This window comes from Mesotoga sp. Brook.08.YT.4.2.5.2., assembly GCF_003351125.1.
GTDB lineage: Bacteria > Thermotogota > Thermotogae > Petrotogales > Kosmotogaceae > Mesotoga.
The window spans coordinates 1-14,317 of the sequence record NZ_JPGZ01000048.1 but is presented as its reverse complement, the minus strand read 5'-3'; the positions used below and the strand labels follow the sequence as shown (position 1 = coordinate 14,317).

Annotated in this window: 10 protein-coding genes and 1 pseudogene; 9 read left to right on the top strand and 2 right to left on the bottom strand. The window is 44.7% G+C overall.

Annotated elements, in window-relative coordinates:
* Nucleotides 1–629 precede the first annotated feature (629 nt).
* Both Q502_RS12005 and Q502_RS12000 read right to left on the bottom strand, forming a co-directional pair.
* Nucleotides 630–2,024, bottom strand: coding sequence for a DUF1254 domain-containing protein (locus Q502_RS12005; RefSeq protein WP_258002067.1), 1,395 nt, complete (start codon nucleotides 2,022–2,024; stop codon nucleotides 630–632).
* A 137-nt stretch (nucleotides 2,025–2,161) separates the two neighbouring features.
* Nucleotides 2,162–4,855 (bottom strand): hypothetical protein, encoded by a 2,694-nt coding sequence (locus Q502_RS12000; protein WP_102819416.1) that lies wholly within the window; start codon nucleotides 4,853–4,855, stop codon nucleotides 2,162–2,164.
* Between the two features lie 457 nt (nucleotides 4,856–5,312).
* On the opposite strand from Q502_RS12000, the gene gnd reads away from it, so the two are divergent.
* The 9 genes and pseudogenes from gnd to Q502_RS14875 all read left to right on the top strand — a co-directional run.
* A complete protein-coding gene (gnd, locus tag Q502_RS11995) occupies nucleotides 5,313–6,248 on the top strand; it encodes a phosphogluconate dehydrogenase (NAD(+)-dependent, decarboxylating) (protein WP_102819415.1) in 936 nt (311 codons plus the stop codon).
* Nucleotides 6,235–7,731, top strand: a complete 1,497-nt coding sequence (gene zwf, locus Q502_RS11990; RefSeq protein ID WP_181456410.1) for a glucose-6-phosphate dehydrogenase — start codon at nucleotides 6,235–6,237, stop codon at nucleotides 7,729–7,731. The genes gnd and zwf overlap by 14 nt, the downstream gene beginning before the upstream one ends.
* The gene (gene pgl, locus Q502_RS11985) at nucleotides 7,715–8,488 is read left to right on the top strand and encodes a 6-phosphogluconolactonase (RefSeq protein WP_180977991.1); all 774 of its coding nucleotides are present in this window, start codon (nucleotides 7,715–7,717) and stop codon (nucleotides 8,486–8,488) included. The genes zwf and pgl overlap by 17 nt, the downstream gene beginning before the upstream one ends.
* 387 nt (nucleotides 8,489–8,875) lie before the next feature.
* Nucleotides 8,876–9,793: a 4-hydroxy-tetrahydrodipicolinate synthase gene (dapA, locus tag Q502_RS11980; protein ID WP_102819413.1), complete on the top strand. Its 918-nt coding sequence runs from the start codon at nucleotides 8,876–8,878 to the stop codon at nucleotides 9,791–9,793.
* Nucleotides 9,794–9,829: 36 nt separating this feature from the next.
* Complete coding sequence (locus Q502_RS11975; RefSeq protein ID WP_102819412.1) at nucleotides 9,830–10,831, top strand: DctP family TRAP transporter solute-binding subunit; 1,002 nt, start codon at nucleotides 9,830–9,832, stop codon at nucleotides 10,829–10,831.
* A 67-nt stretch (nucleotides 10,832–10,898) separates the two neighbouring features.
* A complete protein-coding gene (locus tag Q502_RS11970; RefSeq protein WP_102819411.1) occupies nucleotides 10,899–11,429 on the top strand; it encodes a TRAP transporter small permease in 531 nt (176 codons plus the stop codon).
* Nucleotides 11,420–12,715 carry a TRAP transporter large permease gene (locus Q502_RS11965; RefSeq protein ID WP_102819410.1) on the top strand — a complete coding sequence of 432 codons (1,296 nt, stop codon included), beginning with the start codon at nucleotides 11,420–11,422 and terminating at the stop codon, nucleotides 12,713–12,715. The genes Q502_RS11970 and Q502_RS11965 overlap by 10 nt, the downstream gene beginning before the upstream one ends.
* A 20-nt stretch (nucleotides 12,716–12,735) precedes the next feature.
* Nucleotides 12,736–13,494, top strand: a complete 759-nt coding sequence (locus Q502_RS11960; RefSeq protein ID WP_102819409.1) for an IclR family transcriptional regulator — start codon at nucleotides 12,736–12,738, stop codon at nucleotides 13,492–13,494.
* A gap of 658 nt (nucleotides 13,495–14,152) precedes the next feature.
* Nucleotides 14,153–14,317, top strand: a pseudogene (locus Q502_RS14875) (IS1634 family transposase); the annotation flags it as partial.

Here is a 14,317-nt window from a genome sequence, read left to right as displayed (position 1 = left end):
CGTGGCTGCTTCTTCTCTTTATCCCAGTAAGATATTCCCTCATAAACGTAGGTAACCCCTGTATCCTTATTTCTTACATGAATACGATGAGCCATGCATTCACTCCTCTCAATAGGTACAATTATACCTAATACATGCACGAAATGCAAGCCCACAAGATACTGTAACGAAGATGCTCTGTTGCCTTCGAAGAAACCTAGTTACAAAACAAGCGGGATGTCAGGTTGTTCTTGAATTGTAATCACTATACCTGGGTTCATGAACTCCTACACTCTTGATCTTGGTCCCCGCTTGTGGTGGAGTGTGTGCTCTTTGAAGTGCTTCTAAAACTAGTGGCATATCCGAAGTTGAACGATGAATTCGCTCTTTGGCGTTATGTGGTTTGTGCTCTATGTGTTCTTACTAGGAACCAACAGCCGCTCTCAAGAGGAGTTTTATAGGTCAGCGGCTTTTCCGGTCCTCAAAGACCTACACCATCCGCCACTGCGTGACCCTTAAGGGAGAACTTAAGATCAGATTCATCAGGAGCCAAACACAGCATTCATGCAAGAGAGAAGCGTCAACATATGAGTGCCGTTGAACTCAATGACTTACGGATAATGATGAGGAAAAAAAGCGAGCTCTATGCTCTAGTCTGTAAGTCGAGACTTCTTCACTGCGGGTGGGCAGTACAGAGGATCGAGTCCCGCAGCTGCAGGGATGTAGATCCTCATAGTTATGCTGAACAGTCCATCAGGGGCTGGTAACCAGTTCGACTCCTTGTCCGGTCCCGGTGGTTCGTGCTGCAAATAGAGAATTAGAAATCCATCTTCTTCATAGATCAACTCAGATCTGTCCCCGATTGAATACCTGTTAAGAGAATTTGAAACCATCATCTGATCCGTGTCATACATGGTTATTGACCAGAATCCCCTGGGATCAACCGGAGGCATCTCTTCCTTTGAAAATGAAAGCGTGTAATTGAATCTCGAGGCATCTAGTAGATCCCCATCGCTGTCAACTCTGCAGCTAGGGTAATAGGCCTCTTCGAGATCATTTCCAAAAAGCCCTATGTGAGCAGCGGCTGCTCTAACAAGATACATTCCCTGCATTCTCTCCCTATCGCCGAAGATTCGTTCGGACATTGTCCATCCATTTCTGATCGTTCCCAAAACAGAACCTGGATTGCATATAGAAGCACGAGCTTCGGCGATTCCTGAATCAATTGCTTCTCTTACCGGTTCCGTCAGGCTGGACGGATCGAACGGATAATCCGGACCAATTCCTATTCTCGAGAAGTCATAGATTAGGTCTCTCTCTGAAGGATGAATCTCTAGTTGCCCAAGCAGGAAATTGAAGTATGCAATGAATCCGATAGAATCAGCAGCTTCTTGGTCAAAAGGAAGAAGAAAATCGTCTAGAAGAGGAGGTGAGACATCGCCAGCAAAATCACTCAAAGGTCTCAGAACATAATTCTCCTGTATCTTCAATACTTCTTCAAGATCTCCCGGTAGCTCGCTATTCACGGCTGTCCTAACTAAACAGTAGACAAAGTTTCCCTCGCTAACGAACATTTTCTCAACATCTGAAGGTACTTCTCCTTCCCAGTTGGGTCCCGCAATCATTATTGTCAATGGATCTGAGCCGGTGACCCTAGTACCTGCGTAAGCAAAATTATGAGTGTACATGTCTATGAACTGCAATGAAAAGTAGCGATCGGGTACTGGCGGAATCTCCACTACAACGGGCTCACTTCTTAGATCAAGCCACGCAGATGAATAAAGTGTGTCGTTGTTTGAGCGCACTATGAGTCTGCTATGGGGACCAAATAGGTTCTTAACGTGGGTTAATGAATTGAATCCACCTCTTTCCGTTACCTGAACATACATCGTTCGGTAGTTTTCTAGCATAGGATATGCAAAAACATAGGCCTCGTTCGCCAATTCCTTCGCTTCGTCAGGATCAACTGTCAGGCTCTGCTGCAATGCAAAGGCTGATAAGACGAGCATCAAAATCATTGACCACGAAAGTAATACTTTCCTCACAAGATACAACCCCCTATCTCCAAAAGCGACTAGGCTAACAATTGCCTAACCGGAGCGTTTAAAATAATCCTGAAAAGAATCTCTTGTGAATCAGGATTCTCATTCCAAAATACTATCATTTTGATTCTTCTCAGATGCTATCTATAGATCACCCACCAATTGTTGATTTGATATTTATCGGTATCGTTCACAGTGCCACAGTTGTAGGAAGAGGTGGAACTGGTATAAACCTGATGATACGAAACGTACTTGCCACTGGAAGCATGCCTAAGCCTTACTATCTCTCCGTAGTACAGTTTGTCTGTGCCGAACAGAGTTCCCAGAACATTGATTCCTGTAGGCTCGATGAATAGGTCCCACTGAGCAGTGTCATGATTCAGATACAGACAGTAAGTCGTACTTGGATATTTGTACTTGTCGTCTTTTGTATCAATTGTGTAGTACTTAGAAAGGTTATATGGAGCGAGGCACATGTCACTTAGCTGCGTTGTGGCCCGCAACCATACCGCGTGATCTTTTGTGACTGGTCCCGTCGACCACCCCCAGGAATCCCCAGTTCCTTTGTCACCTTTGTTTGTTAATATCAACCACGAACTATATCTCCCCGAGGTTGTTCTGTTTGTGCTGTTGACCTTCACAAGATCGACTCCAAAACTATCCCATGTAGGAATGAAGAGAATCCAGTTTTTTTGCCAGTACGCCTCGTCATCGATTTTCATATATCTGTTGAGCGCGACATTCAGGACTCCTATATGATCCGGGTCAGTAGGGTCAGTGCTTCTTCCGTATATGATCTCCCTCTGCAGATTGTTGACTCTCAATGAGGGAGCGTAGGCCGATATTGCTAGAGATTGGACATATGAGGTCTCCGGGCCTATGTTCAAAGCATACTTCGTTTCATCTAGGTATTCCTCTGCGATAAACAGATTATTGCAGATATTCTTATGAGTATTCTCAAGAAGGGTTATTGCGTAAGGCGTCTGAACCACATTGTTGTTGGTGCTCCTGGAAATCGTGTATTTGCCTTCTGAAAGGTTTTCAAAGACATATCTTCTCAACACTACCCCTGGCTCGACTGTCTGCTCTGTATCTTGATATGTATATCCTAAGAGACGATATGTGCCGAGTGGATCACTCGCTTCTAATGCTTCGTCGATAGCGGTGAGCTGAATATCCTGTTTGTCCAGAGTGAGTTTGATGCCGGAAGCGGAATTCCTGAACACGTTGAATGCCGGGAGCAAAATCCCTAGAGTTTTCTGGAAGCTGGGCAGTGTTGTAGGTAACGACATGGGTTCGGTATTCCAGAAAACTCTCACGACTATCCCGGAATCCAACCCCATAGCCTTCAGGGCTGCGTTGTCTGCTTCGTTGTAGAACCAGGCTTTGTCAGCATCATAAGCAGGGTTCAACATAAGGCCTTCGCCACCGACAATGTATGTTACGAATGTCTCCAGCCAATGCCAGAAGACTTCAACTTCCTCTGCGATGTACGAGTTGTAGTTCTGCAAGTGCAGCTGCGAAAGGCTACTCCCCTGCTTGTGCTCATATTCAACCAGAAGGTTCAGAGCGAGGAGTTGACGGGTTGTGAGAGCTTTGAAAAGACCTATGTAAGCTTGAACGTACTCTATAAACACAGGCGAATCGGCAGGACATCTCTGTGAGAATCCAAAACCGGTATCTGTAGTTCCATCGATCAGCTTGGCCGATCTAATGGCATTCATTGCGTTGGTAATGAAAATCTCGAACAGAGACATATAACTCGTGTCAGCAGTTCCTCCAACGATAACTTTCTTGATGTTAAGCATAACCTGATCCAATTTGCTGATCTGAATATCGTACATCAGTTCCTGGATGGCGACATCTGTGGTAGTCGTTGCATCGAGAGTTGTAATGAACATATACTTGTTGGTGCAGGTTTCGATCGGAGTGAAGTAGTTCTGATCTACCATTCTCACATACGAATCGTAATACTGCTTGTCAAGCTTCGTGAGAATGCTCTGTATTTCGGCATCAATAGTATCAAGCTTTGCAGACATCACGTCCAGCTTGTCGTTTATCTCCTGAACCTGGTTGAGAATCTCGCTTATCATTTCTGCGCTTTGATCACCGAGTCCAAACAGGCTTTTCATAACCCACGATATCGCACTTACGGCACCCTTTGATACTATACCGGCTGTTATTCCTTTCAAGAGGTCCTTGGCTATGCTTGAGATGTCAATATCCAGAGTCGCACCAACGCCGAAATTGTACTTGGCGCCGCCGACAATTGCCTCGACAATTACCTCTATGAAGTCCCTATAAACTCCGCCGAAGTTTTCATGGACGAAGTCCGAAAGTCTTTTCATAGAGAAATACGAGGTCTCGAACTTAGGGTGAAGCTGGCTCAAAACATTCACCTCAGGGGGAACGTTTAGGGCTTCTCTGACCTGACTGATGGCCTCTGCATAGCTGGTTCCCATTCTGAACATGTAGGCCGTAAAAACTGATGTGACTGGATTTACAAGTATTTGCTCCGAATAGAACGACTCTTCGACAACCGAGGCGAAGGCATCAGTCCTTTCCTGTTCTTCGGGAATATCGAAGGACGCCAGAATTATTACCGGAAACTTCAGCCCCGTGGGTATGGGTATCGAGAACCTCCCATAATTGTCGGTTTCAAACTCGCCTTCAATGACCTGATTTCCGTCTAGGTCAAAGACCTTCACGATAGCGTTTTCAATATATTCGTCTGCAAAAACTGTGCCCTTAATTGCATTTGTTCGAAGAAGACCAACGCAACCCGTGACAAAGATTAGCAATACCAGAAGAAAAAAGAGAGAATACTTCTTCATTTACAACGCCCCCCAAATATCTCGATTTGTAAATCAGCTTATTGGCAAAAGCGCGTCTATGTGGAGAGTTCAGGTCTCGGAAGAAAGTTGATTTATCGAATTATATATGAGATTTATGGAAAATCAGTCATTTGTTCACACTGTGAAAGTCAAATCTCTGGTAGCGGGAATGAAACATTTTTTTGTGGTCTAGGAGCCTTAGGAATTCTGAGCTGCAAAAATCCTTATCGAGTATCTACAAAAAACGGATTAGGCTTGAAAACCGTCTGAAGAGTTTACGAAGAAAGAAAAAAACCCCACTATTGGTAAAATGGGAGTGTAGGAGGTCTGCTTTAAGGACCACAGAAGGGCGAAATCTGATAGTGACAAAGCATAACCTGGAGTGATACATCTCTGAAGCTGGAAGCTTTGGAGCATCAAACCGAGAATCGGAATTATTTAGAAAGAGGTGCCTCATATGGAGATAGGGATAGTAGGACTTGGCAAAATGGGAGGCAATATCGCCAGAAAACTCGTCGCCGGCGGACATACTGTCATCGGCTATAATCTGAATTCGGAGATCACAAAGGCTCTGGCTGAAGAGATAGGACTTTACCCGGCCTTTTCTCTGGAAGAGCTTGTGGGAAAGTTGACGCCGGTTCGGATTCTTTGGTTGATGATTCCAGCAGGCGTTCCAACTGAAACGACCGTAAATGCTCTTAAAGACTTGCTAGATTCTGGAGATATCGTCATTGACGGAGGCAACAGTAATTATAAAGACTCAGTTAGGCGATCGGAGAGACTTTCAGAAAGAGGAATCAAGTTCGTAGATGTAGGCACTAGCGGGGGAACTTGGGGATTGACAGAAGGTTACAGCATGATGATTGGAGGGGAAAGAGAGATCATAGAGAACCTCACGCCATTATTCACAACGCTTTCGCCTGAGCAAGACAAAGGGTGGGGAAGAGTCGGACAAGCGGGAGCCGGCCATTTCGCAAAGATGATCCACAACGGAATAGAGTATGGGTTGATGCAGGCCTATGCGGAAGGATTCGAGATTCTTAGAGCGAAGAAGGAATTTGACTTCGATTTGAAGGAAGTGACCGATATATGGCTTCACGGAAGCGTGATCAGGTCATGGCTTCTTGAGTTGATTAGCGATATACTAGCCGGTGATCAGGATCTCCGTAACATAGAACCATGGGTTGCAGATTCTGGAGAAGGACGTTGGGCAGTTGTTGAGGCAATGGATCTCGACGTCCCCGCCCCGGTAATTACATTGTCTCTACAGAAGCGAATTGAGAGCCGCGTTGAAGAGGATTATTCGGCAAAACTCCTTGCAGCCATCAGAAACAGGTTTGGCGGCCACGAAATAAAACAAACAAGACTGGAGAGTAGAGATGGCGAAGACTGAGAATTCAATAATGATTGTATTCGGAGCTTCCGGTGATCTTACACAACGAAAACTGATTCCGGCTGTTCACTCCCTCGGTTGTGAAGGACTGCTGCCTGAAAAATTCGACGTTATCGGCGTTTCTAGGAGCAAGATATCGGATAAAGGCTTTAGAGATAGGTTATTCTCTGGGGTTCAGGATTACTCCAGATCTGATCCAAAGATCTGTAATCTCTGGAAGGGATTTGAAACTAAGATCGAGTACTTGCAGGGCGAGTATGATCAAGAAGAGACATACGGTGAACTGAAAAAAAGGATAGACAAATTGGAGAAGAACGAGCAGGCTAGATCAAATCTTCTTTTTTACCTCTCTATTCCTCCCGAAATGCATTCGATCATACTGAGACACTTGGGCAAATTGGGTCTCAGTGGATCTGAGGGAAGAGAAGTCCGCGTCGTGATCGAGAAGCCTTTTGGAAGAGATCTTGAAAGCGCAAGAAAGTTGAATTCGATCGTTCACGAGTCTTTTAGGGAAGACCAGATTTTCAGGATAGACCACTTTCTCGGAAAAGAGACCGTTCAGAATATACTTGCTTTCCGTTTTGCCAATTCGATATTTGAACCATTATGGAATCGTCAATACATTGATCATGTTCAGATAACTGTTGCTGAGGATATTGGAGTAGAACACAGGGCAGGATATTACGATACCGCTGGGGTTTTGAGAGATATGTTTCAAAATCACATGCTTCAGCTTCTGACTTTAGTGGCTTTGGAACCGCCAGCAGTTTTCGAGGCGGATGCTCTAAGGGATGAGAAGGTCAAAGTTCTGAGATCAATGAACAAGTGTTCAGACGTCGTTCTGGGTCAGTATGATGGCTATCTTGAAGAAGAAGGAGTTGCCAAGGATTCAAAAACGCCTACATATGCTGCACTTAGGATGTATGTGGATAATTGGAGATGGAAGGGAGTCCCATTCTATCTTCGATCTGGCAAGAAAATGAAGAGAAAGGTTTCGGAAATCTCCGTCCATTTCAAGAGCGTTCCTCATATGCTTTTTGGACAATCCGGAAATGGCGAAGATGTCAGTCCGAACATTCTATCTCTTTGTATTCAACCTGACGAAGGAATGAAGCTGTATTTCGAGGCAAAGATTCCTGGTGGTCCGATGAAGACCAGAACAGCCAAAATGGATTTCAGTTTTTCCAGCGGATTCGGTAATGACACCCTCCCTGATCCATACGAGAGACTCCTTTTAGATGTAATGCAGGGTGATGCATCATTGTTCGCCAGATCTGATGAAATCGAGTTAGCTTGGGGAATAATCGACCCTATAATAAGAAGACAAGAGAATGGAGAAATCAAGTTGTGCACTTATGCAACCGGTAGTTGGGGTCCCGAAGAAAGCAGTTTTCTCGTTTCGAGGGAAGGCCGGGAGTGGTTTGTTTGCTGTTGTGGTGAGGATGGAGAACTACCAGAGGAGCAAGATGTCGGCGGCAAATAGGCAGTTGAGCATCTTCGAAAACTTTGAGCAGCTATCACATGCGGCCGCCGAAACTTTGGCAAAACTAATCGAGAACAGAACAACCGTTCATGAGAGATTTTCAGTAGCTCTTTCGGGAGGTTCTACGCCCGAAAGACTTTATGAAATTCTTGCCGAAGAACCTTACAAACAAGGTATTCCCTGGCGAAAAGTCGACCTTTTCTGGGTAGACGAGAGGTGCGTTACTCCCGATGACGATGAAAGCAATTACGGACTCGTGAAGGAGCTTCTACTTAGAAGGATCGAGATTCCCCAGGAAAACATTCACAGAATCAAAGGTGAATTATCCCCTGAGATTGCCGCGGCTCAATACGAAACAGAACTGATTAACTATTTTGGAAAACATTCCACAGATTTCGATCTTGTAATATTGGGATTTGGAGAAGACGGCCACACGGGGTCTCTCTTTCCCGGTTCGACTGAGATTCACGACCATGATTCCCTCGTACTTACCAGCGAAGTGAGCTACGATGGAAGGCCATCCAAAAGGGTTACGCTTGGTCTGCGAGCTCTAAAGCAAGCCCGAAACATCTTCGTTCTGGCCTCCGGAAAGGCGAAGGCAGAGATCGCTAGGTTGGTTCTGGTCCAAAATGATTGTGAACTACCAATAAGTCTTGTATCTCCTGAATATGGGAAACTCTTCTGGATGATCGACAAAGAAGCGGCTCGGCTTCTGCCTAAAACTTTTCTTGATGAGCTTCAGAAATCCAATTCTTGACTTTGTTTTGACTAGAAGATCTCAATTGAATCAGAGATAACCGACTTCGTAATCTATTAGAATCCGTTAAGAGAGCAAAAGCAAGAGATTCTTCGATGATGGAAATCGACTGAGTAGAGATTTCTTTTCATGAATTCCATGATATTCGTTGGCTACATAGATAATTCCTCGGAGTTCCCCGATCAATAGCTATTGATTGGGGCTAAGCTCACATTCTAAAGAATGCCCTTTCAGAAGAATTTCGAACACCATAACTGTTAATTCCGTGTTTTTGCCTCCATTTGGTTCAGGTCGAATCTCATTGACTTCCGATTAACGATTGGCAAGTAGTATAATTTCAATGAAAGAAATGGCGTTTCAATAGATGAAATACAGGGAGGCGTATTAATGGACGTTGTTGGCAAGTTTGGGAGGATACTCATACCAATGAGCACCGCTTTTGCAGCTGATTATTCGATCGACTATCCGATGACCAGGAAGATAGCGAGCTACTTGATTGGAAAGAAGTACTGTGATTCCCTTGTTATAGCCGGAACAAACGGCGAGTTCTACACCATGAGCTTTGAGGAGAAGGTAAGGCTCTTTGCAGAAGTTAAAGAAGAAGTTGGGAACAAGGTGCCGTTGATAGCCGGAACAGGTACAGCTAACACTCACGAGACAATAGAACTTACGAAAGAAGCGGCGAGACTAGGATACGATGCTTCTATGGTAGTTGTTCCCTATTACTGCCACCCGACTCAGGAAGGAATCTACTATCACTTCTCTCAGATATGTAAGAAGACCGATCTTCCGATTATGGTCTATAACATTCCGCTCTTCACGGCTTCGAATATCGATCCGGCGACTCTGGCCAAGCTAACTGAGTTTGAGAATATCGTTGCCGTCAAAGATGAGGCCGGAATTAATCCGTTGCAGACCTCTGCCTTCTTGAAGGCAACAAAGGGGAAGATAGTGGTTTATTCCGGAGACGACCTAATGGTTCTCTCGGTCATGAGTCAGGGTGGAATAGGCGTTATAAGCGGAGGTTCGCACGTAATTGGGGACATGATGAGGAACTTGATAGACGAGTTCCTCTCTGGTGATGCCACCAAGGCGACAAGTAGCTTCAAGGAGCTTTACGAGCTTTTTAGCGCTTTCTTTGGTAGAAATAGGCGGCTTACAAACCCGTTGCCGGCAGTAAAAAAGGCCTTCGCGCTCCACTCGGGACTGGATGTCGCGAGAGTAAGACCGCCACTCATGGAAATTGAAGAAGACGAAGTGGCAGTGTTGAAAGATACTCTCAGAAAGTTCGGGAAAATTTCTTGAGCTTCAAGAACCAAAAAACCGAAAGGGGGTTTAGCGATGAAAAAGGGATTAATCGTGGGTCTTGTTCTGCTGTTAGTTAGCATTTGTTTTGCCGTTGAGGAGACTTATACTATACGGTTCAACACGGTAGCCTCGCCAACTCAGCCTCAAGTTCTCGCCATGAACAAATTTGCAGAGATCGTAGGAGACTTGAGTGGAGGCAAGATAGACGTGAAAGTCTTCCATTCAGGACAACTTGGTGACCAGCAGACATCGTTGCTTGCTGTAATGAGGGGTGATCTTGAGATGGCAGGCGATGGAGCTCCATCATGGTTTGCGGATCTCGGAAACATGCCTAAGATGGGGGTTCTGAATGCCGCCTATATCTTCAAGGACCTCGATCACATGTATTCGGTTATGAACAGTCCTCTGGTTAAAGGTTGGTTTGATGAGTTGGCTTCGAAGACCGGCATGAGGGTTTTGGATACATGGTATCTCGGTATGAGGCAGCTCAACACAACCGAAAAGGCGGGACCCGTTTACAAGCCGGAAGATCTCAAAGGTATGAAGATCAGGATGCCCAACAACGAAGCATTCATGGACATGGGACGTGCTATCGGGAGCAATCCAACTCCAATGGGTTTTGGAGAAGTTTATCTTGCGCTTAAGCTGGGCACTATCGACGGGCAAGACAATCCGCTTCCAACTGATCTATCGGCCATGTTCGTTGAGGTCACTAAGTACATAATTCTTACGGATCACTCAATTGGAATGATAAATCCAGTAATCAATGAAAAGTTCTGGCAATCTCTGCCTGCAGAATACAGGACCTACATTATCAAAGCTCTTGAAGTAGCACGTTTCTACATGAACTACCTGGTTCTGGAACAAGAATCGAAGCTTCTTAAGCAATTTGTCGACGAATACAAAATGGAGATAATAGTTCCCGACAAAGAAGCCTTCATGAAATACGCGAGAGAGTTCTATTCACAAGATAAGTTCGACAAAGCCTGGGGCGCAGGAATGTATGAAGCAATCCAGTCTTATCCTTCCGACTAGCTGAAGCAAGAAGAAGTAGCTTGGACTGGGTAATCCCGGCCCAAGCTACTCTTTGTGGAGGACGATCATGAAGAGGTTCTTTGGAGTATTGTTTAGGTCGGTTCAAATTGCACTGAATCTAATAGAGTCTTGGGGAGGGATAATCTTCCTGGGATTGCTTTTTTTAAGTATCTTCCTGCAGGTTGTTCTGAGATATGTATTCAGGACTCCTTCACCCGAACTATTTGAGGTTGCCCAATATAGCTTCATATGGACTATATTCCTCGGTGCACCATACGCTAGGAAATTCGATGCACATATTAAATTCGACATTATATTCGTCAAACTTCCCAGAAAGGTGCAGCTGCTTCTCCAGATAGCATTCGATCTCTTCTTTTGCATTGTGCTTTTAGTAACACTGGGACCTGTGCTCGGCGATGTTCTTTTCTATAAGATCATCAAGTCCGAAGTCTTAAGGATTCCCTGGACTTATCTCTTCATGTGTTTCCCCATTTTCATGGTCTTGACTTTCATTCACAACGTAATCTGGATAGTGAAGAGCTTCATAGAACTCTTCTCCGGAAGAATCGTTCCCAAGGAGGTTGAACCATGGGATTGATACTCTTTTTCATAGTATTCGGTGCTGCCTTCGCCCTGGGTTATCCGATAGCGTTTGGAATGATCATGGGGGGCTTTGCATACTTCATCACTTCAGGAATGGACCTGGGAATCTTCCTCGACATAATGGCAATCGAACTGAGGGCCCAGGACGTTCTCCTTGCGGTTCCCATGTTCATATTTGCCGCGAATGTTATGAACGATACCGAGATAACCGACCGGCTTTTCGGTTTCTTGAAGCAGCTCTTGGGAGGTGTAAGGGGTGGACTTGCATACGCGAACATCGGCGCCAGTATTATCTTTGCGGGAATGAGCGGATCGGAAATAGCTGATGTTTCGGGTCTTGGAACAATAGAGATAAAGGCAATGATGGACGACGGTTATGACGGCCCTTTTGCCTGTGCGGTTACGTGTGCTTCGGCAACTATTTCTCCCCTCATTCCTCCCAGTATACCGATGGTAATCTATGCCATGCTGACAGGAACCTCTCTGGGATACCTGTTTCTTGCTGGAATAATACCAGGGCTTCTTCTTGGCTTTCTTGAAGCCGGGATGGCCTTCTATCTTTCGAAGAAGAGAAACTATCCGGTAGGAAAGAGATATCCACTCAAAGTACTTGCGAAGAGTTTCATCAGATCCTTTCCTGCCCTGATGGCTCCGATCATTCTCCTGGCCGGTATCTACGGAGGAATATTCACTCCAACTGAATCCGCGGCCGTTCTCGCTGCATATTCTATACTTGTAAGCATCTTCATCTATCGTACGCTTGGAGTCAAGAAGCTGAGAAAGATAATGCTAAAAACTGTTTATAATGTAGGTGCGATAAGCTTCATGATTGCCGGTGCCTTCGTTGTGAAATATGTGCTTGCAAGAGAAGAGATACCTCTATTGCTGACGAACGCTTTCATGGATATGGGACTTCTTTCCAGTGCATGGGTGCTGCTTTTAAGTGTGAACGTTCTTTTCTTCATACTTGGAATGTTCTTTGATGTGTCCGTTATACAGCTGGTTGTAATACCAATAGTCTTTCCGCTCGTGAGGGCAGTGGGAATAGATCCCGTTCACTTCGGAATCGTGACCACTTTCAATCTTATGCTTGCACTTGACACACCTCCCTATGGACAGACAGGCTTCATTACAAGCGCGATTAGCAAGACTCCGGTCGGCAAGGTTTTTAAGGAAATGCTAAAATACTGGATACCGATAGAAGTAATGGGACTAGTAATAATTACTTACTGGGCCGATTTTGTTTTGTGGTTGCCAAGATTACTGGGGTATGCTCATTAGGTCATGATTGAGGCTTTTGAATGCAGAGTGTTGAAAGGATAGTAAGGATCGTAAATTCATTTAGTCTTGAGAAATCAAAGCTTAGCCTAGACGATTTGACGAAAAAAAGCGGTCTTCCAAAGGCCACCGTGTATAGAATTGCGGAAGCTCTCTGCAAAGAACATATGCTTGAGAAGGATACCCTCACGTCTACATACAGAATAGGAATTAAGCTCTTTGAACTGGGGAGTCTCTATCTTTCCTCTATGAGACTTAAAGATGTGGCATTTACTGAGATGGAGAAACTCCATTTGAAGACGGGTGAAACGATACACATGGGTATACTTGACGGGAATGAAGTCGTCTCCATTGAAGGATTTGAAAGTTCAAGGTCACTGCACACGAAGCTTTTGATAGGAAAACGAGCCCCTCTTTACTGCACCGCAGTCGGTAAAGCGATTTTGGCGTTTCTTCCTGATGCCGATCGTGAAGAGATGATAGAGGCTCTTGATCTTGTCCCTCAGACTTCAAGAACCATAACAGACAAGAATACTCTTAGGGAGGAATTGGAGACAATTAGATTGAGAGGAACGGCGTTTGACAAAGGAGAAAACGAAGAAGGAGTTGCATGTGTTGGGGCTCCTGTTTTTGATTCATCGGGTGAGGTCGTTGCATCAATAAGCATATCCGGTCCGATTTTCAGGATGGGAGAGAAAATGATGTTTGAGTATTCCAATCTCTTGAAAGAAGTTGTGGAGAGAATCTCAGCTACTCAGGGATACAGATCACAAGAATCATAGCATTCTCGCCAAAAGGTTTAAAGGTTTATGGAGATTCATTTACAATTTTTTTCAATTCTGTTCTGTAAGTGATTTCGGCTGTGCCGACTAAAAGCGCCTTCCGGGCAAAAATTGAAATGCTTTAAGTGTCTATGAAGAGGAATCAATGAATCCGAATTCTGCGGGGCGGCAAGACATTGAATCGGAGATTAAAACCGCACTACCATTTTCTTTTGCCAGAGATCAATGGAGAAAATCGCAAGTCTTTAGAATACATCTACTACAGGTTTCAGAACAATGCAATTTCATTGTTCTCGAATTAACGCTCTTATGTAACTGCCAAACACCAACCAGCTGAACGGACTAATTACAGGTCAGTGGCCCGGAATTTTCACAGAAGATAGTCAATCTTCGCCGCGGTACTATAGAATTCTTCAGTATTTCACATTCTCCGGTTTTCTCTCAATTCTCTGACAACTAATCGCTGCGATGAGCATCATGAATTAACTATGACTCAACTTTGACAGCAAAACGGAAGAAATCGCAGGAAGAAGTTCTGAAAGTCTCATGAATCCGTTGTAGATACTTGAATCACTTTCGAGACAAGGTGCCATGCGTTATTGCTTGTCGCTTTGTGTTTGCTTGATTTGCCGTTATATAGTGATATCATATAGGTGCCATGTTTCTCAGACTGAAACACTTCAAAAACATGGACGGGTCCACCAGAGTTACCTGCAACTCGTAGAGAATATACGAGTGGGGAATAAGACTAGACAGAGAGTTCTGGTTAATCTGGGGAGAGTAGATGATCTTCAGAACAGTGGCCAGATAGATAGGCTCATTG